12 protein-coding genes and 1 pseudogene are annotated in these 21,726 nt (G+C 46.5%); 9 read left to right on the top strand and 4 right to left on the bottom strand.

Annotation, left to right across the window (positions count from 1 at the left end; all coding sequences use genetic code 11):
• Positions 1-331, top strand: a pseudogene (locus QUB37_RS25155) (hypothetical protein); the annotation flags it as partial.
• A 491-nt stretch (positions 332-822) separates the two neighbouring features.
• Here QUB37_RS25155 and QUB37_RS25150 read toward each other — a convergent pair.
• The 3 genes from QUB37_RS25150 to QUB37_RS25140 all read right to left on the bottom strand — a co-directional run bounded on the left by QUB37_RS25150 (position 823) and on the right by QUB37_RS25140 (position 5,370).
• Entirely contained in the window at positions 823-1,560 is a 738-nt protein-coding gene (locus QUB37_RS25150; RefSeq protein WP_333167343.1) for an SIMPL domain-containing protein, read from the bottom strand.
• 673 nt (positions 1,561-2,233) lie between these two features.
• Positions 2,234-3,274, bottom strand: coding sequence for a glucokinase (locus QUB37_RS25145; protein WP_333167341.1), 1,041 nt, complete (start codon positions 3,272-3,274; stop codon positions 2,234-2,236).
• 35 nt (positions 3,275-3,309) lie between these two features.
• Positions 3,310-5,370: an amylo-alpha-1,6-glucosidase gene (locus QUB37_RS25140; RefSeq protein ID WP_333167339.1), complete on the bottom strand. Its 2,061-nt coding sequence runs from the start codon at positions 5,368-5,370 to the stop codon at positions 3,310-3,312.
• A gap of 315 nt (positions 5,371-5,685) precedes the next feature.
• Between QUB37_RS25140 and treZ the strand changes: the two genes are divergently transcribed.
• The 7 genes from treZ (at position 5,686) to QUB37_RS25105 (ending at position 20,359) form a co-directional block, all read left to right on the top strand.
• Positions 5,686-7,509 (top strand): malto-oligosyltrehalose trehalohydrolase, encoded by a 1,824-nt coding sequence (gene treZ / locus QUB37_RS25135; RefSeq protein ID WP_333167337.1) that lies wholly within the window; start codon positions 5,686-5,688, stop codon positions 7,507-7,509.
• Between the two features lie 233 nt (positions 7,510-7,742).
• A complete protein-coding gene (gene treY / locus QUB37_RS25130; protein ID WP_333167349.1) occupies positions 7,743-10,538 on the top strand; it encodes a malto-oligosyltrehalose synthase in 2,796 nt (931 codons plus the stop codon).
• A gap of 539 nt (positions 10,539-11,077) precedes the next feature.
• Positions 11,078-12,991, top strand: coding sequence for a molecular chaperone DnaK (gene dnaK, locus QUB37_RS25125; protein ID WP_333167335.1), 1,914 nt, complete (start codon positions 11,078-11,080; stop codon positions 12,989-12,991).
• Positions 12,992-13,189: 198 nt separating this feature from the next.
• Entirely contained in the window at positions 13,190-13,702 is a 513-nt protein-coding gene (locus QUB37_RS25120) for a DUF4112 domain-containing protein (RefSeq protein ID WP_333167333.1), read from the top strand.
• A gap of 613 nt (positions 13,703-14,315) precedes the next feature.
• The gene (locus QUB37_RS25115; RefSeq protein ID WP_333167331.1) at positions 14,316-14,924 is read left to right on the top strand and encodes a PadR family transcriptional regulator; all 609 of its coding nucleotides are present in this window, start codon (positions 14,316-14,318) and stop codon (positions 14,922-14,924) included.
• 269 nt (positions 14,925-15,193) lie between these two features.
• Positions 15,194-16,975, top strand: a complete 1,782-nt coding sequence (locus tag QUB37_RS25110; RefSeq protein ID WP_333167329.1) for an efflux RND transporter periplasmic adaptor subunit — start codon at positions 15,194-15,196, stop codon at positions 16,973-16,975.
• 180 nt (positions 16,976-17,155) lie between these two features.
• Complete coding sequence (locus QUB37_RS25105; protein ID WP_333167327.1) at positions 17,156-20,359, top strand: efflux RND transporter permease subunit; 3,204 nt, start codon at positions 17,156-17,158, stop codon at positions 20,357-20,359.
• A 43-nt stretch (positions 20,360-20,402) separates the two neighbouring features.
• Here the strand turns inward: QUB37_RS25105 and QUB37_RS25100 are convergent, their stop codons facing one another.
• Entirely contained in the window at positions 20,403-20,537 is a 135-nt protein-coding gene (locus QUB37_RS25100; RefSeq protein ID WP_333167325.1) for a hypothetical protein, read from the bottom strand.
• Positions 20,538-20,653: 116 nt separating this feature from the next.
• Here QUB37_RS25100 and QUB37_RS25095 point away from each other — a divergent pair, with 116 nt between their 5' ends.
• Positions 20,654-21,682, top strand: a complete 1,029-nt coding sequence (locus tag QUB37_RS25095; protein WP_333167323.1) for a hypothetical protein — start codon at positions 20,654-20,656, stop codon at positions 21,680-21,682.
• The last annotated feature ends 44 nt before the right edge of the window (positions 21,683-21,726 follow it).

The raw sequence follows: 21,726 nt of genomic DNA, 5'->3' as shown, positions 1-21,726 counted from the left end.
AAATGCAACCCCATCTCCTCAAGGTGCAGCGCATGATTTTAAATCATCTGCCCCAAATGCAGCCGAATCTGCTAAACCTCCAGTGCCTGATTTTAGGTCCTCTGCCCAAAATGCAACCCCATCTCCTCAAGGTGCAGCGCATGATTTTAAATCATCTGCCCCAAATGCAGCCGAATCTGCTAAACGTGCAGCGAACGATGTTAAGTCATCTGCCCAATATCTAGCCGAATCCACCGCAGAAGAAAATCAGGATAGCGATATTCACTTCTCCGGCAGTCCTGAACTCAAGGACAAAGTGGTCATTCATGACAAGAGAATCAATAAGGAGTAGGTAAAGTAAGGGCTTAACTCCAGCTTGTTAAAGCTAGCGCTAAGAGACTTTAACAGAGAGTGGATCTGAGAAAAGAGTCCACTCTTTTATGTGTATGAGGAATACGATCGCCTAGGGTTTAACAGAGAGTCTATTTATTGAGGAACTCTCCCACTGAACAAGGAGAGATTCCGTTCATAGTTAATAATAGGTTGTAGCCATTTGTCGTAACTGTAACTCAGAGCGCGCCACTTAATGTTTCCTTAGATAATTATGAATTTTTCCACCGAATTACTTAGAGGGAAACTTTGTTTGGCGCTAAAATTGTTAAGGCTTTGATTGTTGTGGATCTTCCGGGCGAAGAGGTGGAAATATTTGTGTTGGACGCGAACAATTTCTCGACTACTGGCAGAAGTGGTTAAAACAGCTAAAGTTTTTTGTAGAAAAAGCTGCTTGATAAATCGAGAAATAGTTAGGGTCAAGCTGAGGTGGCCAGTTCAACCCCTAACTATTTAATATCCAATTTGCAAAGTCACAGAAGCTTCTACCTGCTGTTCCCCTCCCACCACAGGCGTTGTAGCATCAGCAGCAGCGCGAGCACCAGCCAATTGCCGATACATGGGAGGCGGCGCGCTAGCGCCGTTGACTTGAATGCCCAGAATCTCTCCCCGCTTCAGGTTGAGCGCGCTAAAGACTGCATCCGCTTGCGCTTGAGCATCTTGAGTTGCTTTTTTGATTGCTTGTTTTTGAGCTTGTTCGATCGCACTTTCGGCGGCGGCAAAACTCACACCATCGATGCGTGTGGCTCCGGCATTCACCGCATCGTCGAGCAAAGTGCCGGCCGATGCAGTATTAATCCGAAAACTGACGGTATTTGTCGCCGTATAGCCAGTTAAGCGTTGCTGATTGTTTTCGTAGCTGTAAGTCGGGCTGAGGGTGATGCCGGCAGTTTCGAGTTTTTCGACTTGGCGCGATCGCAGCAACTCTACCACAGCGGACGATCGTCTTGCCGCTTCCTGCTGCACCTGGGCCGCCGTTTTCCCCTGCACCTCAACCCCCAGCCGCACTTGCGTTTGAGTTGTAGGAATCGCTTCCACACCCCGCCCAGTAACAGTCAACGTTCTGATCCGCTGTTCTTGAGCCGCCGCCGGATCTAATCCTACGAAACTGACGAGAGTTAAGGTTAAACACAACGCTGTTAGCAGACTACGGAAATTAATGCGATCGCCACGTTGCAAATTTGAACTCATAAACTTGATTCTCCTCACATACAACAGATGCTATACTTTACTTTCCCACTGAAAATGCTAAATATCCGGCTTGTTACATTTTTAGCAACTAAAAAAATAGTCAGTAATTCTGAAGAAATTGTGAGTTATTATAATGTCCGCAGGACGCTCCACTAAAAAATCGGTGTTCTGGGCAAAATCCGAGGTTTGGCAATGATAAATAACGATAAATATAGAAACCCACCGGGTTTCTGAAACTGCCGGCACAACTCCTAATTTATTTTAATTTGAATTCTTAATAAATATTAACAGTAGTTAAGTTTTGTCCTATCTCATAGGTAGTGCAATTAAAATATTATGATTATAAATGTTGTCAATTGAATCGGTGAAAGCTGGCTCTGTTATTGACTCAAAAAGAGTATACAAGCCAATTCGATTTGTTCAAGTATACGATCGTCCGAAAGCTCGATCAAAAATTCACATTACGTTTTGCTCCGTTTTTCAACAGGTAGACATATAGGACGGGTTAGGGTGATGGGGTTTGGGTGATTGTAGCGATCGCCATGTGTCAGTTGGGTAATACCAATTTAATATGAAGCCGCATAGCTGACGGGGTGACAACCCCGTCAGGAATTCGCCAACAGTCTCTTTCAACCGCCGAGTAATCAATAAGATAACTTCTACTTGAAATCTCCTAAAGACCGGCCGCACAAACAGCCGCACCAATTAACCCTACATTGGGATTCAAAACCAATCGAACTGGCATCATTTCTAACAGCGAATCCATCCGGCCTTTGTGCGTAAAAGCTCGCATAAAACCCCCTTCTAGAATCAGCGGCAAAATCTTAGCAGCAATGCCGCCAGCTACGTACAAACCGCCGTAAGGTAACAGTGTCACAGCCAGATTTCCTGCCACTGCACCGTAGGCTTCTACAAACATTTGCATTGTTTGTTCGGAAAGCCGATCGCACTTTTTGAGGGCCGCCTGTGCAATTGTCGCCCCCGGATCGACAGTCTTCTCGCTTTTACCGATTTCTGACTCCCATTTTTTGATAACTTCCCCTATCTCCGGCGATTCAGGAGCAAACTTTTTGTCCCGCAAAAACTGGTAAATTGAAACAATCCCCTGTCCCGAAACTACACGCTCGATCGATATTCTGGGAATGTCGTGTTTTGCTAACAAATATTTCAGCAATTGAAACTCCAACTCCGAACGAGGCGCAAAGTCACCGTGTCCCCCTTCCGAAGAAAAAACCCTGATGCCATTTGCCTCGGGAATTCCAAAACAATTTCCCAAACCTGTACCCGCACCAATCACAGCAATTGGATCGTGTTGGCGGGGTTTTCCAACTTGCAAAGTGTGCAAATCTCGATCGTCCAAAGCCCACACGCCGTAACCAACCGCGACAAAATCATTAATTAAACTAACGTGTGATATTCCTAATTCCTGTTCCAGACGCTTCGCATCCAGCATCCAAGGCAAATTAGTCAGTTTTGCAGTGTTATTAACCACCGGGCCTGCGATCGCAAAACAAGCTTTTTCAGGCAATGGCGTAAAATCCAATTTCGTAGCAGCTTCCGTCAAAAACTGCTGCACCATCGGTACTAAATCGGGAAACTCCCCGCTCGGATAGCGGAACTCGTAAAGTGGGTTCATTTCACCGTTAACAGTCCTTTCCACTAAGCGCAAAATTGTCTTAGTTCCGCCAATATCGCCCGCTAATAATAATGCCATAAATCTCTTTTTCCACCAAAGATAACATTCCCCATTTAAACACCCACAGTATTAATTGCCAACCAAGCCCGCAGCACCTCAGCTACAGTCCAAGCTTGAGCCGTGCAGCCCCGCGGCGAGTGGGGGGCGTCGCCCTCAAAAATTTCGCTCAGACTGCCAACTCCGCAGCCCCTTATATGATGTGCCATCGGTTCGAGGAATTCGCTCGCTTGTGCTGGGTTTTTGTATACGTGTAAGTGCGCCAAGACAAACGGGCCAATCAGCCAGCCCCAAACTGTGCCCTGGTGGTAGGCGCTGTCGCGCTGCAATTGGTCGCCTCCGTATACGCCGCGATACTGCGGGTGCTGCGGCGAGAGGCTGCGGAGGCCGACAGAAGTCAGAAGCTGTTGAGCGCAGGCGTCCACCACGCCGCGCTGCTGGATGGGCGTCAGTAACGGTGTATAGCGGGTTTCTTGGCGCATCCCCGCTGACAAGGAGTTGGCGGAGTGAGGAGGAATCGAGTCTAGGGGCAGGGATACGGCGAATATTTGGTTGGGCCGCAGCGAACTATCGTGTCCGTCGGGCCCGTCGAGAACGTCGTAACAGTAACCGGTTGAGGCGTTCCAGAAGCGAGGGAATCCGGCGGCTGTTCGATCGCCCAATTGCTGGTATTCATTGTGAGGCTGGCCCAGTTTTCGAGCAAAACTTGCCATAGCTTGTATAGCATTGTACCAAAGCGCGCTGAGTTCGATCGGCTTACCAATCCGGGGCGTCACCACCCAATCGCCTATTTTCGCGTCCATCCAAGTCAGTTGCACGCCGGTTTCGCCCGCGTAGATTAAACCGTCATCGGGATCGACGCGGATATTATACCGAGTTCCCTGTATGTGCCAATCAACAATCTCACATAAAGTAGGCCAGAGTTCGCTCAAAAGTTCCTCGTCCCCCGTGGCATCGATATAAGCGCGAATTGCCTCAAAGTACCACAGAGTAGCGTCTGCGGTGTTGTATTCCGGTGCGCCGCCCGCATCCGGGAAGCGGTTTGGCAGCATTCCCCGATCGACATACCGCGCAAATGTCCGCAAAATCGATCGCGCAATTTCCCATCGCCCGGTACAGATTGTGAGACCGGGCAGGGCGATCGTCGTGTCGCGCCCCCAGTCGCTGAACCAGGGATATCCGGCGATGATCGTTTTGCCTTGGGATTCCTCCGGTAGCGGGCGGCTGACGATAAATTGGTCGGCGGCTAGCACTAAGTGATTGATCCAGTCTGGAGATTCGCTCACTTTTGACCAGTTTTGCAGCAGTTGTTGGTCATAAGTGCGGCGCCCTTCTAAAGCTGTACCGCCGTTGAGTTCGGTATTTTTCTCGGTGCTGGCTATCAATGTGAGAGAACTTCCCGGTGCGATCGTCATGTGAAAAGTCGCCGCGTGCAAGTGATCCTCGCAGTAGTCCAATCCGCGCCGCTTTTCGGCTGCTAGGTCAAATCCGTAATGCCAATTGTATAAAGGCGTAGAAACTCGAAAATTCGCCTCTGGTTCGGCATCCGTCAGCAGGTACAGGGGTGCAGACTTGGGAAATGCAGTCACGCAAACCCCGCGTTCCAAGGTTTGTAGGCTCATCTGCCAATCGCCGACGCTCGTGGTGTGGTGGTAGTCGCGATAGTTGATTAGGGCTTTGACAGCGAGGGCGATCGGCTGTGAGGCGCGGTGCAAGCGGTATTGAATATATGTTGTGTTAGCACCTTGCTGCATCCAAATCCGCTTTTCCAGGATAGCGTCGGCGAGAGCAAACCTCCAAACAGGCGTCGTGCCTTCGAGGTGAAAGCTTTCGATGTAGTTGTAGCCGTGGGGTTCCATCGTCGCGTCGGCCCAGCGGTTTGTATAAAGCGGATAGGCGCGATCGTGATACACAGCCGTCTCGTCCAGCTTGGCGAGCATCAAAGTGCGTCCCAGCGGGGGTTTGAGGGCGGCTATCAGCAAGCCGTGATAGCGGCGGGTGAGGAGATTTGCGATCGTCCCGCTAGCGTAACCGCCGATCCCGTTTGTGACCAACCACTCGCGAGATTCCGCCGAGTCGAGATTGCAGCAGATTTCCCGTCCAAAAGCCATAACCATAAAAACACACTCGCGCTGATTTTTGACCTACCTTTAGGTAGATTTTCGACATGATATCAACCAGAAATATTAACGCTTGCAGGCCGCTAATTTGGCGATCGCCCCCGTGCCGATTCATGCTCTAATTTAGACATAACCAACCGCTAATTTTCCCCAATATACAATTTTAGCCTTTGATGCCTCTGTCTAAAGTTAGTTGTTTGTTATATTAAGTAATATTACCGTCTAAACAGGCGCTGAACGTTAAGGGCAAGCATTTGATAGCGCGTCGGGCGATCGAACTACCAACCTATTTTATAAGGAGAACGGCTCAAAGTGAAGATAGGAGCAAATTACCTCGGCAATAACCAATGTGAATTTACCGTTTGGGCGCCCACCCTCAAACAAATCGCAGTCCAAATTGTTTCCCCAAAAAAACGCCTGATACCCATGCAACAATCTGCAGAAGGTTATTGGCAAACTACAGCTACAGACATCGAACCAGGAACCCTTTATACTTACCAAATCGAAGGAAAAATCGAGCGACCAGACCCAGCCTCAAAATATCAACCCCAAGGCGTACACGCTCCGTCGCAAGTAATAGATCAAAATATTTTTACTTGGACTGACACAAATTGGCAAGGCGTGCCGCTAGCCGAAATGATTATTTACGAACTGCACGTCGGCACATTCACCCAAGCCGGAACATTTGAAGCAATAATTCCCCAGCTAAAACAACTCAAAGAATTGGGAATCAACGCCATCGAAATAATGCCAGTAGCCCAATTTCCTGGCGAACGAAACTGGGGATACGACGGCGTATATCCCTACGCAGTTCAAAACTCCTACGGCGGCCCCGAAGGCTTCAAAACACTCGTCAACGCCTGCCACCAACACGGCATTTCAGTAATTCTCGATGTAGTTTACAATCACCTCGGCCCCGAAGGCAACTACCTCAGTCAATTCGGCCCCTACTTTACATCAAAATACGGCTCGATTTGGGGAGACCCCCTCAACTTCGACGACGCCTACAGCGACGGCGTGCGTAACTACTTTATTGAAAACGCTCTATACTGGTTTCGAGACTATCACATCGACGCCCTGAGATTAGATGCAATTCAAGCAATATTTGAAGTAGGTGCCAGACCTTTTTTACAAGAACTATCCGATGCCACAGCCGATATTTCCCAAGAAATAGGACGGCAACTTTACTTAATAGCCGAAAGTGACTTAAATGATGTCCGCACTATACGTCCCAAAGAATTGGGTGGCTTCGGATTAGACGCCCAATGGTGCGATGATTTCCACCACTCACTGCACGCCTTGCTCACCGGAGAAGACGACCGATACTACCAAGATTTCGGCAAGTGCGAACACTTAGAAAAAGCCTTCAAAGAAAGCTTTGTTTACTCCGGCCAGTACGCCCCCCACAGAAAGCGGAAACACGGCAATTCTGTTAAGGATGAACCGGGTCATAAATTTGTGGTGTTTGCCCAAACCCACGACCAAATTGGCAACCGCATTTTGGGAGACAGACTATCCAAAATAGTTGACTTTGAAGGATTGAAACTCGCAGCCGGCACAGTCTTAATTTCTCCTTACATTCCCTTCTTTTTTATGGGAGAAGAATACGGAGAAGAAGCACCGTTTTTTTACTTCGTTTCCCACTCGGACGAAAACTTAATTGAAGCTATCCGCAAAGACAAACAACAAGAATTTAAAGCCTTTGAAGACCGAGGCGAGTTTCACGACCCCCAGAGTCCTGAGACTTTCGATAAGTGTAAGTTAAACTGGGAAAAACAAACCGAAGGCAAACACAAAATCCTTTGGGAATGGCACCAACATCTGATTCAACTGCGGCGGACAATACCAGCCCTTAAAAAACTCGACAAAAACAGTCTAGAAGTGTCCAGCATTGAAGCGGAAAAAATCTTATTTCTACGTCGCTGGACAGATGACAGCCAGATATTCTGCATTCTAAACTTCAACAGGCAAGAGGTAGCTTTTACGGCTGCACTCCCCCAAGGCAAGTGGAACAAAATTTTAGACTCTGCTGATGAAAAATGGATGGGTTCAGGTTATAGCTTGCCTGAAAAGATAAATTCACAGCAAAAATTGACCGTTAAACCGCATAGTTTTGCACTCTATGAATTAGAGTAATTAAAACGGGAGGCAGAGCCTCAAATACAGGCGTTCCCAGGCAGAGCCTAGGAACAAGCAACAGGAGGCAGAACCTCTCTCGTTCTCAGCCTCTGTCGCGGAATCTAGTCCCACAAGAAACGGGAGGCAGAGCCTATCTCGTTCCCAGCCTCTGCCCGGGAATGCAGTAGAGGAGGCTCTGCCTCATATATTAAAAGAGAAAACCCTAAAAAACCAGGAGTAAAATTAACATGATGAGAATTCCCACAACAACTTATAGGATTCAATTTCATGGAGGTTTTAACTTTGAAGCCGCCAAACAAATCCTTAGCTATCTGGAAGATTTAGGAATTACCGACCTTTACGCTTCACCAATATTTAAAGCCAGAAAAGGCAGCTCTCACGGATACGATGTCGTTGACTCAAATCAGCTCAATCCCGATTTGGGAACATCAGAAAATTTTGAAGGTCTCACATACGAAATCAAGAAACGGAACATGGGGTGGCTGCAAGATATTGTTCCGAATCACATGGCTTACGACACTCAAAATTTGCTGCTGTTAGACGTATTGGAACATGGGCCAGATTCCGACTATTTCGATTACTTCGATATTGAATGGAATCACGCTTACGAGCATCTCAGGGGTCGAGTGCTGGCTCCGCTGCTGGGCAATTTTTATGGAGAGTGTCTGGAAAATGGCGAGATTCAACTCAAATACAGCGAAATTGGGCTAACAATCAATTATTATAGCTTAGAATTGCCAGTAAGAATTGAATCTTATGCTAAATTCATCAGTCATAACTTGGGGCATTTAGCCAGAGAATTAGGCAGACGCCATCCAGATTTTATCAAGTTTTTAGGAATTCTTTATTTAATTAAAAACACACCTTCAGAAACTAAAGGTAAAACCAGATACGATCAGATAGCTTTTGTCAAAGGACTGCTGTGGGAACTCTACAATCAAAATCCCCTTGTACAGGAATTTATCGATGAAAATATCAAAGTTTTTAACGGAGAAAAGGGAAATTCAGAAAGCTTTAATTTGCTAGACGAATTGCTTTCCGAGCAGTTTTACCGTCTGTCTTTCTGGAAAGTGGGGGCCGAGGAAATTAACTACCGAAGGTTTTTTACGGTCAACGAACTTATTTCGGTAAAAGTTGAAGAGATTAAAGTTTTTCATAAAAACCATGCTCTGATATTCGACATGGTTGATGAGGGAAAGTTTACCGGATTGAGAATCGACCACATCGACGGACTGTACGACCCCACAGAATATTTGAAACGCCTCCGAGAGAAAGTCGGAGACACTTATATTACTGTTGAAAAAATTCTGGAACACGAAGAAGATTTGCCGTCATATTGGCCGATTGAGGGAACTAGCGGCTACGACTTTTTGAATTACGTAAACGGCGTTTTCTGTCGGTGCGATCGCGAGCAGCAATTTACCGAAATATATCAGAGATTTACTCGCTTGACCGTTCCCTACGAACAGTTGTTTTTAGATAAAAAAGGGCTGATTGTTGAGAAAAACTTGGCGGGAGACGTAGACAATCTAGCTCAACTTTTGAAGAATATTTCCGGTCAATCGAGACAGGGAAATGACTTTACTCGTCCCGGTTTGGAAAAAGCATTGGCGGCTGTTTTGACAATTTTTCCAGTCTACCGAACCTACATCAATCAAGACGGTTTGAGAGAGTCCGATCGCACTTACGTAAAATATGCGATCGCTCATGCCAAAGAACAAGCACCCAGACTCCTCAAGGAACTTAAATTTATCGAAACGGTGCTGTTACTGGAAGAAGAAGAAACCCTAACACCCGAACAAAAAGAGCAGCGCCGGCACTTTGTAATGAAACTCCAGCAGTTGACAGGCCCATTAATGGCAAAAGGCATTGAAGACACGCTTTTATACGTCTACTATCGGCTTTTATCCCTCAACGAAGTGGGAGGAAATCCCAGTCAGTTCGGCGTGTCGCTGGGAGATTTTCACGAGTTCAACCAACGGCAACAAGCCGCTTGGCCTCACAAAATGAATGCTACAGCTACCCACGATACCAAACGTGGCGAAGATGTGCGAGCCAGACTTAACGTTTTGTCAGAAATTCCCGATGAATGGGAACAGCAAGTCAGGTCTTGGAGAGAGGTAAACTCTTCTAAGAAAGTCAACTTTGTGAATCGAATGGTTCCAGATACTAATGACGAATACTTCTTGTACCAAACTCTGCTAGGCAGTTTTCCCTTTGAGGGAATTGAAAACACTGATTATGTCGATCGCGTGAAAGATTATGTCATTAAAGCTGTCCGTGAAGCCAAAGTTTATACGGCTTGGCTGAGACCGGATAACGACTACGAAGCTGGCTTTATGACCTTTGTCGATAGCGTTCTCGAACCTTCGGAACAAAATCCCTTTCTCAACAAATTTAAACCTTTCTGGAAAAAAGTAGCTAATTACGGAATTTTCAATTCTTTATCCCAAACACTGCTGAAGATCGCGGCTCCGGGTGTTCCCGACATTTATCAAGGGACGGAATTCTGGGATTTAAGCCACGTCGATCCGGATAACCGCCGTCCCGTTGATTTTGATCGCAGAATCGAGGTTTTGCGGGAAATTAAAGAGCAAGCTCAGACGGATATTTTGCAACTGGTTGAAGATTTGATTGCGACGCGAGAAGACGCGAGAATTAAGTTGTTTTTGACGGCAAGAGCGCTAGAAGCGAGAAAAAAATACTTGCAAGTTTTTCAATCAGGCGACTATCTACCCCTGCAAGCAGTTGGCACGTTTAAAGATAATGTTGTTGCCTTTTCCAGAAGCTTTGGAGAGACTACCGTTATTGTCATTGCTCCCCGGTTTTTGACGGGAATTGTCAAACCGGAAGAAATGCCGATCGGCAAACAAGTCTGGAAAGATACTAATTTGAAATTATCCGAGCAAATGCCGTCGGTTTGGAAAGATGCAATTACAAATCAGGCGGTAGAAAGTAACGGTACGTTGGCAATTGGTGAAGCTCTCAGCTACTTTCCTGCAGCTCTGCTGATAGGTAAAAAATAGCAATGAAAAGCTGGAAAATTCAAGAATTTTCCGAGATTCCCAGCAGGCGGACTTGAGGCTCTCCCTCAATAATATATTCCTTCCCAGGCACAGCCTGGAAGTAAACGGCTAGGGACACGGCATAGTCGTGTCCCTTTTCAGAATTGATATTAAACCTGATTTGAAGTCAAAAAACCGATCGCCCCTACCAACCAAACAAAATTTATATACATAAGACGGCAAATACAACACAACGTATACGGTTTGCCACAATACCCGAATCCATCACACACCGTACATTGGGAAGAGTAAAGAAAAGCAGTCAACAACTGTAGCGGTGCAAGCCTCACGGATGCAACCGTCCCCCAACAGGTTCGGTAAATACCCCTTCATCGCAAGGTCTACCGCCCGCAGTATAGAGATAAGCACCCTATCGAAGACTGTATTAAAGCAGGACTCACTACCCGTAAACCGCGAGGTAAAATCGCAGTCCTGAATAACCAGACTATCGCACAGATAAGACACCAAAATTTTGTAGAGATTGGAGCCGGAACACCCCTATGGGAAAAGTAGTTGGAATTGACTTAGGTACGACAAACTCCTGCGTCGCAGTTATGGAAGGCGGCAAACCCACCGTCATAGCCAACGCCGAAGGGGGTCGCACCACACCTTCTGTAGTAGCATATGCTAAAAATGGCGATCAACTTGTCGGACAAATCGCCAAGCGTCAAGCCGTGATGAACGCCGAAAACACCTTTTACTCAGTAAAACGGTTTATCGGGCGTCGGGTTGATGAAGTAGCCCATGAAACCACTGAAGTTTCCTACAAAGTCCTCAAAGTTGGCAACAGCCTTAAACTGGACTGTCCCGCCCGCGGCAAGCAATTTGCCCCAGAAGAAATTTCTGCACAAGTTCTCCGCAAACTGGTAGAAGACGCCAGCAAATACCTCGGCGAAACTGTCACCCAAGCGGTAATTACTGTTCCCGCTTACTTCAACGACTCCCAGCGCCAAGCTACCAAAGACGCGGGAAAAATTGCCGGTATAGAAGTGCTGCGGATTATTAACGAACCTACAGCAGCAGCTTTAGCTTACGGATTAGATAAAAAGAGCAACGAAACCATCCTCGTATTTGACTTAGGTGGCGGTACTTTCGACGTATCTATTCTCGAAGTAGGCGACGGCGTATTTGAAGTGTTAGCAACTTCTGGAGACACTCACCTCGGCGGTGACGACTTCGACAAAAAAATCGTCGATTTCATCGCTAACGAATTCCAAAGAGCCGAAGGAATTGACCTCCGCAAAGACAAACAAGCACTGCAACGCCTGACGGAAGCAGCCGAAAAAGCCAAGATTGAGCTTTCGAGCGTTACCCAAGCAGAAATCAACCTGCCATTTATTACCGCGACTCAAGACGGGCCAAAACACTTGGACACGACTTTGACGCGGGCCAAGTTTGAAGAACTATGCTCGGATTTGATCGATCGCTCCCGCATCCCCGTAGAAAATGCGATCCGGGACGCCAAATTAGACAAATCTGCAATTAATGAAGTCGTCTTAGTTGGTGGTTCTACGCGGATTCCTGCGGTGCAAGAACTGGTCAAAAAACTCCTTGGCAAAGACCCCAACCAAACGGTAAACCCGGACGAAGTGGTCGCAGTCGGTGCAGCAATTCAAGCAGGCGTACTCTCCGGCGAAGTCAAAGACATCTTGTTGCTCGACGTTACTCCGCTCTCTCTCGGCGTGGAAACATTGGGTGGCGTGATGACCAAAATCATTCCCCGCAACACCACTATTCCTACCAAGAAGTCGGAAACTTTCTCGACTGCTGTAGACGGCCAAACAAACGTGGAAATTCACGTTTTGCAAGGCGAACGGGAAATGGCGAATGATAACAAGGATTTGGGAACCTTCCGCTTAGATGGAGTTCCACCAGCCCCCCGTGGCGTACCTCAAATTGAAGTTACTTTCGATATCGATGCTAACGGTATTTTGAATGTAGCTGCTAAGGATAAAGGTACTGGCAAGGAGCAATCGATTAGCATTACTGGTGCTTCTACTTTGCCCAGCAATGAAGTCGATCGCATGGTGAGGGAAGCCGAATCGAATGCTTCTGCTGACAAGGAACGTCGCGAAAGGATCGATCGCAAAAACCAAGCTGATTCTCAAGCCTATCAAATCGAGAAGCAGTTGGCAGAATTGGGCGATAAAGTTCCCGCTGATGACAAAACTAAGATTGAAGGGTTGCTTAAAGACTTGCGATCCGCGATCGAGAGTGAAGATGACGATCGGATCAAGACACTGACAACCGAGTTGCAGCAAGCATTCTACGCTGTCAGCAGCAACCTGTACCAGCAAGCAGGCGGCCCGACTGACGGCCCTGGCGGCCCTGGTGGTCCTGGTGGCTATGGAGACGGCGGCCCAACTGGCGGCGACGACGTGATTGACGCCGACTTCACAGAAGGCAACAAATAAAAGGCTAAATTAAAAGCCCCCAGCTAGAAGCAAGAAACCCGGTTTTGAACAGAAACCGGGTTTCTGTTCGTTCAAAAACAAACCAAAGCCGATCGACTAAAATTACTAAAAATCTTGCTTGAGGCATAGACACAAAACTAGAATATGCTTTAATAAATATCATAAACTAGCAATAATATCGCAATCGAGAGCAATTAAATGTCACGTTCTCCTATACAAAATTCCTCCCCAAATACTCCCAGCCAATCTCATGTTGCATCCTTGCGCCGACTCCGCCGGATCAGCCATTTACTAGACAATGCAATTCCGATTCCCGGCACCAAATACCGCATCGGACTCGATCCGATATTGGGACTTATACCGGGCGGCGGCGATTTAATCAGTTCAATTTTTGCAGGATATGTTGTCTTCAAATCCGCTCAAATGGGAGTGCCTCAAGAGACTTTAGTAAAAATGGCAGCTAATATCGTATTTGATACAGTTGCTGGTACTGTACCGGTAGCCGGAGATTTGTTGGACGTTGCTTGGAAAGCTAATGTCAAAAATATAGAATTGCTGGATGCTCATTTAGGTTCCCCTGAACAAGGTAAAAAAGCCGATTGGCTATTTGTGGTGGCGTTAATGTTGGGTTTGATATTAATTGTCGGAGGCGTGATTTTCTTGAGTGTGATGCTTTTTGGATGGCTCTTTCAAGTAATTATAGGGCGTTAATTGGGGTTTAATGAGGAAGATAAATCACTTTCTTTGTGTCATATTAATAGCATATAATCGGGAAAATTTTTCATGAAAAATCATCTTTGAGGATGATTACGGGAATGGAAAAACATCTGGGTTAAACTACCCGTATGGTGCGTTGCTTTTTTGATGCCTCAACCAAGAGCTAACATCTCACAGATACGTACATTAATTACAAACAGGGCGAGTGGAAACAAACCCAACACTTTTTTTACTGCAATACTTGAGAAAAATAATAGGAGTATTAGCTACAAAAAAAACAGTGGCTGCAATCAATCTTCAATAAATAATAAAGTGTGTCAGGGTTGAAAAATTCAACCAAATCCTAACAATAAAAGTTCTGATTCTCTTGCCAAGAAGAGATATGTGGCAGAAATCTGAGATCTTGCACCATTCTCAAGAATAGGCTTTCCGACCTGTTCCACAATAAAAATCCCTCTGGATATTAAAAAGTATATCTTAAGTGTATTGACAAATATCATTTAATTTGCATCTAGCTGTAAATATTCTTTGAAACTAGGGATTGACCCGATCGCGCTTGAGTCCGATATAGTGATATAATGCAGACTATAATATCAAATTGATATAAATGCTTGAATTATCAGCACTTGGGCTGCTACAGTTGCAACCCCTGCACGGCTATCGGCTAAAGCAAAAACTGGAGCTGTTTATGAGCAGTTGCATCAGCGTCAACTACGGAGCGATTTACCCGCTGCTGAAACGCTTGGAAGAGCGAGGGGAGATTTCGGTAATAGCCGAAGAAGCCGGAGATGCGGGCTGTCCGCGCAAAATCTACGGAATTACCGCCAAAGGGCGCGAGCTCTGGCGACAAAAAATGCTCGAACACCCTCAAGAAAGCTGGGTTAACAGTGGTTCCCGGTTCCAAATCAAGTTTTTCTTTTTTGGCGACTTAGAACCTGAAGAACGGCTGAAGCTATTGGAACACCGCTTGCGAGCCTGTTACACCCGGCAAGACTACATCGAAAGCCTCAAGAGCGAATACCCACTAACCGACGACTATCAATTTGCCTCTCGCGATCGCTGCAAGTCAGTGCTGGCGTCAGAGATTGAGTGGTTAACCGAGCAACTAGCCAAGGAAAAAAGTGCGATCGCCGGAGTGGGTGACTCCCCAACCTTCGCTGAATCCGCCGACTCCAAGGGAAAATCCTTCCAACTCACCCACTCAGGTGAGTCATAAGAAGGATGTGCAATCTTCCCTGCCATCGTAACTTTTGAGAAATAACAAGAAGCTTTCCTAAGAAGAAGCACTCCCTGGCTTGGCTAACTATGATCGGACTAAAGCCCTGCACATACCCCAACCTCATTAAAAAGGTACTTTCCCGATTCCATCCTGTTTAAAATCGCTTGTCATTATTCCCCCATGTTTGAAGGGGACGCCGGAGAATCAAATATTCCGCCCAAGTCTCAGTAAGTCAGAAGTTAAAAAAAATCTAAGTGGTGCTGCCCATGAGTTATTCTAAATCCCCAGAATCCGTCGTTGAAGCCCAAGAGCAAAAATATCCCACACCGGAACAGCACCCAACGGATGCAGACAGCGAGGAACTGCAGGATTCTGCAACCCTTGCCGATGTGCCCCAACCTGTTGCTAAACCACGATCGCGCTGGCCCCTAATTGCCGCGATCGCGCTCGCCACAGGCGCAGCAGGTTTCGGCTGGTACTCGTGGCAATCGGGTCAGAATCGCCCACAGCAACAGGCAGCAGCAGCCCAACCCCCAGGCATACCAGTCAAGCTCGCAGCCGTACAAACCAGCTCAGTCCAAGATTCCTCGGAATTTGTCAGCAGCTTAGAAGCCAAGCGTTCGGTAGAAATCAAACCCGAAGTAGAAGGGCTAGTCACGGAGATTTTTGTCAAATCCGGGGACTTCATCAACCAAGGGCAACCCATCGCCCGCATGAAAAGCGACAGCGCCCAAGCTGACTTGAGGCAATCCCAAGCCAACCTGATCCGCGCTCAATCCCACTTAGCCGAATTGCAAGCAGGAGCCCGGCCCGAAGAAATCGCCCAAGCTCAAGCCCAAGTCGCCCAAGCCCAAGCCAACCTCGCTCAACTGCGATCGGGCTCTCGGCCAGAAGAAATTGGCCAAGCCCAAGCCCGCGTTAGCCAAGCTGAAGCCGACCTCGCCGATGCCGAAACAGGTAGCCTCTTAGAAGAAATCGCCCAAGCAAAAGCGCAAATTGAAGCAAACACGGCCGAAGCAAAGCTAGCCAGCCAGCAGCTTGCCAGATATCAAGTATTAGCCAAAGAAGGTGCAGCATCAGCAAACACCCTCCAAGAATACATCCAAAAAGAAGGCAGCGCCAAAGCCAATCTCCGAGAAGCTCAAAGGCGGTTCGAGCAGCGGCAAAAGAACAGACAAGCCGAGATTGATCGCCGCACAGCAGCCTTGCAACAGCAGCGGCAAGCTTTGCGGCAATTGCAAAATGGTTCGCGCCCAGAGGAAATAGCCAAAGCCGAAGCAGAAGTCGCACAAGCCAAGAGCAGATTAGCCGAGTTAGCCAACGGTACGCGCCAAGAACAGCTCGATCAAGCTGAAGCGCAAGTTGCCCAGGCTGCGGCTCAAGTGCGCGGCTTTGAAGTACAACTACAAGAAACTGCGGTCATAGCGCCCTTCGCGGGAGTCATCGGCGACATACCAGTGAAAGTAGGTGATTACTTGCAAAAAGGCAACGCCATCGCCACCCTGACAGAGAACCAATTGCTAGACTTGCGGTTATCAATTCCTTTGGAACGGATGCCTCAATTACGCTTAGGGCTGCCAGTACAAATGCTCGACGCTCAAGGTAAGGCGATCGCCCAAGGTCAAATCAGCTTTATCTCCCCAAACGTCAGCGCCAATTCCCAAACAATTTTAGCTAAAGCCACCTTTCCCAACCCCACCGGCGAACTGCTTAATCTTCAGTTTGTAAAAGCTAAAGTCATCTGGAAACAGAACCCCGGAATTTTAGTTCCAGTAACAGCAGTCACTCGCTTAGGTGGAGAAACTTTTGTCTTCACCGCTCAAAAGCCGGAACAGCCAAAACCTGGAATGCCACCTTTAGTAGCGCGGCAAAAGCCTGTGAAATTGGGAGCCATTCAGGGGAATAATTATCAAGTTATCGAAGGTTTGCAAGCCGGCGAAAAAATTGTTACCGCAGGCATCCTTAACTTGACAGATGGCGCTCCCATTATGGCTCAAGAGGAAGGGAAAGGAGCCGGGAAAAAATTACCATTAGCAAGCCCAAAATAAGGTATCTTGTTGCGTTTTAGCCCTCTTAACAGGTAAATTAAGAGCGCTAAAGCGCAACTACGTACCTTACGTGAAACTACTTGATTGCTCCGCTCTAAAAAAGCGGGCTATTTTAATTTTTGACTGAAGTGCAATTAGGAATTACCAATTATCAACTAACAACTACCCATTACCCAAATAATGTTTGCAGATTTCTTTATTAAACGACCTGTCTTTGCTAGCGTCTGCGCCTTAATTATTGTTTTGGTAGGCGCAATCAGCATTCCCACATTGCCGATCGAGCGCTTCCCCGACATCAGCCCCACCCAAATCAACGTCACAGCCAACTATAGCGGTGCGAATGCTGAAGTTGTCGAAAATGCGGTAACAAACATCCTAGAAAGGCAAATCAACGGCATTGAAGGACTGAAATATCTAACTTCCAGTAGCACTAACAGTGGAACTAGCACCATTACAGCCACCTTTGATACTTCCCGCGACAAAGATATCGCCGCCGTCGATGTGCAAAATAGAGTTGCAGTTGCTCAACCACAACTGCCAGATGCCGTACAACGCACAGGAGTTACAGTTACCAAACAATCTAACAGCCTGCTGCTGGCTATAGGATTATTTACCGAAAATAAAGAATACGATACCATATTTTTAAGCAACTACGCCGACCTCTATTTAGCAGATACTTTAAAAAGAGTAAAAGGCGTGGGCGACGTGCGAATTTTTGGGGAAAGACGCTATGCTATGCGCCTGTGGATCGACCCCAATAAATTAGCTGCTCGTAATCTAACAATGCAAGATGTAACAAGAGCAATTAATGAACAAAACTTGCAAGTTGGGGTAGGTAGAATTGGTCAAGAACCCGCCCCAGAAGGGCAAATGTATCAGATTGATTTGAGTGCAGAAAGTCGTCTCAAAAGCCCCACAGAATTTGACGACATAGTTATTAAAAGCGAAGCAAATGGAACCTTAGTTAAATTAAAAGATGTCGGTAGAGCAGAATTAGGAGCAGAAAATTATAACTCTTTTCTGCGATTTCGAGGGAATGACGCTGTGGGTTTAGGGATTTACCAATTGCCAGGAAGTAATGCTCTAAATGTTGCCCATGCCGTCAAAGCAGAAATGGAAAAATTAGCGAAAAACTTCCCTCCGGGGGTGATACATAGAACCGCACTAGATACGACTCAATTTGTCCAAGAGTCAATGGCAGAAGTAGTCAAAACTCTGTTTGAAGCAGTCTTGCTAGTGGTGATAGTTATTTTTGTTTTCCTGCAAGATTGGCGCACTACGATTATTCCCACCCTCACAATTCCCATTTCCTTGATTGGGACATTTGCCTTTATCAAAGTATTCGGCTTTACGATTAACAGTTTGTCTCTATTTGGTCTTACCTTAGCAACAGGTTTAGTGGTTGATGACGCTATCATCGTAGTCGAAAATATTGACCGTCTAGTCCGCCAAGGTATGAATGCCCGCCAAGCAGCTTCCGAGTCAATGCGGGAACTTTTTAGTGCTGTAATTGCCACTTCCTTAGTATTGATGGCCGTGTTCGTACCCGTGGCATTTTTCCCAGGGACAACGGGAGCACTCTATAAACAATTTGCCCTGACAATTGCTTTTTCCGTGCTGCTTTCTACCTTTATGGCGGTTACTCTTACTCCCTCACTTGCCGCTATATTACTGCGCCCAGGTAAGAAGTTTGGCGGCCCGTTGGGTTGGGTGTTTAACCGGATTAATATATTTCTTGATTGGATGCAAAAGAAATATAGAGATTCCTTAATATTCTTAACACGATTTAAAACCATTGTTACCCTGTTGTTTATTGCTTCTCTGGGATTCACAGCTTGGCTTTATTTAGCAGTACCGACAGCATTTATCCCAGAGGAAGACCAAGGCTATTTTCTGACAATTATTCAAGGGCCTCAAGGGGTTTCGCTGCAATACACCCAGCAGGTGATGGACGGAGTGGAACAAGAAATCCTCAAAGTTCCTGAAGTTGTGGGAACTTTTTCTGTAGGTGGCTTTGGTTTTAGTGGTAATAGTTCCAATCAGGGGATTATATTTACTACCCTTAAGCCATGGAAAGAACGTCACGGAGAAGATCAAACTGTACAGGCGATTATTGGTAAATTGCGGGGTAAGTTTTTCGCGATTCCAGAAGCGAGAATTTTTCCAGTGAATCCGCCAGCTATTCAAGGTTTAGGTCAATTTGGAGGATTTCAATTTCAATTGCAAGACCGCAAAGGTAACAGCGGTTTAGATTCTCTAGTTCAGGCGATGGGTGGGATTTTAAAGCAGGCGAATCAGACGCCCGGATTGCAGGCGGTATTTAGTACGTTTGCTGCGAATACGCCTCAGTTACTTGTGGAAGTTGACCGCAATCGAGCTAAGGCTCTAGATATTCCCATTAATGATGTTTTCAGTACGTTACAAACGGCTCTGGGTTCTCAGTATGTGAATGATTTTAATCTGCAGCAGCGCAATTATCGGGTTTATGTTCAGGCGGATAAACAGTTTCGTGATAACCCTGAAGATATTAGTAAGTTGTATGTTCGCTCTGGAAAGAATGAAATGATTTCTTTGAGCAATTTGGTGAAGATAACTCCGGTGGTGGGAGCGCAAACTGTTAACCACTACAATTTATATAGGTCAATTGAAATTAGTGGCTCTCCGGCTCCGGGATCGAGTTCTGGACAGGCGATAAAATCGATGGAAAAGGTGGCGGCTCAAGTTTTGCCGTCGGGTTTTGGCTATGAATGGTCGGGGAGTTCTTTAGAAGAAATTGAGTCGGGGGGTCAAGCACCAATTATTTTTGGTTTGGGACTGATTTTTGTGTTCTTGGTTTTGGCGGCTCAGTACGAAAATTATGTCGATCCTTTCATTATTTTGCTGGCGGTTCCTCTGGCGATTTTAGGTGCACTTTTAGCTCAGTCGTTGCGGGGTTTGGCGAATGATGTTTATTGTCAAATTGGTTTGGTGATGTTAATTGGGTTGGCGAGTAAAAACGCGATTTTAATTGTGGAATTTGCTAACCAGTTGCGGGAACGGGGATATCCAATTGCTAAGGCAGCAGTCGAGGCTTCTCAAGAGCGTTTACGACCGATTTTGATGACTTCTCTATCATTTATTTTGGGGATTGCTCCCCTAATTAACCCGGAAGGTGCGGGGGCGGCAAGTCGTAGATCGCTAGGGACTGCGATCGCGGGGGGGATGGTTGTTTCTACTTTCTTGAGTTTGTTTATGGTGCCGGTTCTGTATGTGGTGGTTGTCTCGGCTCGCGATCGCTTTCGGAAACGCGATCGCCCGCAAAATCCGCCCGATGATGGCACAATTTTGAACGGGAAAACAACTCACCACGAGGAGATTGAACGCGATAAAGTATCGCCGTTGTAGTTGGTAATTAGTTCCTTTAACTATCCGGTTAGTGGTTCTTTCTTCAAAATACCGGACTATCTGTGCCACCAACTTTTTTATTGTTGCGACGCTGTGCGGCAACTCTCGGAGAAGATTTTTTGTGCAGGTAGCGATCGCCCGATCGCACCCCATCGTGCAATAATGATATGACTTGCACAAAAGCTCTATTAGTAGGTAAATCTTGCCTACCTTACCGCTACATATAGCGTCTCAACTGTCAACCCGTGCAAGTTACCAATTAAACCGGCTGTTGCACTACACAAATTTTTCCTAATGGCTGAAGTCCCCCTAAATCCCGCAGAACTTGCAGAAGCCCTCAACGGCTTTACCGATATCAATTTCCAATTGCCAGATCCCGAAGACGAACAAATACCAGAATTTGATTTTGAAAATCAGGTTGACAATGCCTGGAAAGTGTGCGATCGCTTCGACTTGCAAACCGACATTTGGCGGGGACGCATTCTCCGAACAGTCCGAGACAGAGAAAAAAAAGGTGGCGAAGGACGCGGCACAGGGTTTTTGAACTGGCTCAAAGAAAGAGAAATTGGCAAAAGTCAAGCCTATTCTTTGATAGAATTAGCTAAGAGTGCCGACACTCTGATCCAGCAAGGAGATTTAGACCCAGATTCCATTAGAAACTTCAGCAAAAGAGCCTTTGTAGAAACCGCCAAAGCATCTCCCGAAGTCCAGCAAATGGTAACAGATGCCGCAGCAAGTGGCGATCGCATCACCCGCCGCGAAGTCAAACAACTCTCCGACGAATGGATGGCAATGAACTCAGATTTATTGCCCGAAGAAGTCAAAGAAAAAGCATCTACTGGTTCTCTACCTTCCCGCTACCTCGCTCCTTTAGTCAAAGAAATGGAGAAACTCTCCCCATCTCACCAAAGCGAAATTCAAAAAGAAGTAGCAGAAAATCCCGACGTAGATACTGTCAAACAGCTAACTTCCGACGCCAAGAACTTATCAAAATATCTCGACGCCGCCGCCCAAGTGCAAGCTCTCAATCAGTCTCATTTAGACATGGAAATGGCCTTAGAAGAATCTTTGCGAGTAGGCTGTTTGGGAACCACCGCAGACGTTGTAAAACAAGCCGCACAGCTAGAACAAACAGTAGTCAAACTCTACACAATTTGGAAGCGTTTAGGCAGTTTGGCAGATAGATTGTACGTGGATACAGGAGCAAGCACACCCAATTTGCGGTTGCTTTTGGGATGCTTGGACAGCCTTTCGGGAGAAAAGATAGAAGTGGATTTCGGAGACGGAGAACGCTCTATTCGCTTGCAAATTTTCAGCGAATAGCTCAACCTTGACCGCAGATAAAAGCCAACATCCCGGCTCATTAT

Origin of the sequence: Microcoleus sp. AT3-A2 (assembly GCF_036705685.1) — a bacterium.
Taxonomy (GTDB): domain Bacteria; phylum Cyanobacteriota; class Cyanobacteriia; order Cyanobacteriales; family Microcoleaceae; genus Microcoleus.
The sequence above is the reverse complement of the archived record's forward strand: the minus strand, read 5'-3'. Positions and strand labels throughout refer to the sequence as shown.

What these genes read in the sequence shown, in the direction of transcription:
- QUB37_RS25095 (WP_333167323.1), top strand. Translation starts at nt 20,654, where the DNA reads ATGGCTGAAGTCCCCCTAAATCCCGCAGAACTTGCAGAAGCCCTCAAC.
- QUB37_RS25115 (WP_333167331.1), top strand. Translation starts at nt 14,316, where the DNA reads ATGCTTGAATTATCAGCACTTGGGCTGCTACAGTTGCAACCCCTGCAC.
- QUB37_RS25145 (WP_333167341.1), bottom strand. Translation starts at nt 3,274, where the DNA reads ATGGCATTATTATTAGCGGGCGATATTGGCGGAACTAAGACAATTTTG.
- dnaK (WP_333167335.1), top strand. Translation starts at nt 11,078, where the DNA reads ATGGGAAAAGTAGTTGGAATTGACTTAGGTACGACAAACTCCTGCGTC.
- QUB37_RS25105 (WP_333167327.1), top strand. Translation starts at nt 17,156, where the DNA reads ATGTTTGCAGATTTCTTTATTAAACGACCTGTCTTTGCTAGCGTCTGC.
- QUB37_RS25110 (WP_333167329.1), top strand. Translation starts at nt 15,194, where the DNA reads ATGAGTTATTCTAAATCCCCAGAATCCGTCGTTGAAGCCCAAGAGCAA.
- QUB37_RS25150 (WP_333167343.1), bottom strand. Translation starts at nt 1,560, where the DNA reads ATGAGTTCAAATTTGCAACGTGGCGATCGCATTAATTTCCGTAGTCTG.
- QUB37_RS25120 (WP_333167333.1), top strand. Translation starts at nt 13,190, where the DNA reads ATGTCACGTTCTCCTATACAAAATTCCTCCCCAAATACTCCCAGCCAA.
- QUB37_RS25140 (WP_333167339.1), bottom strand. Translation starts at nt 5,370, where the DNA reads ATGGTTATGGCTTTTGGACGGGAAATCTGCTGCAATCTCGACTCGGCG.
- treY (WP_333167349.1), top strand. Translation starts at nt 7,743, where the DNA reads ATGAGAATTCCCACAACAACTTATAGGATTCAATTTCATGGAGGTTTT.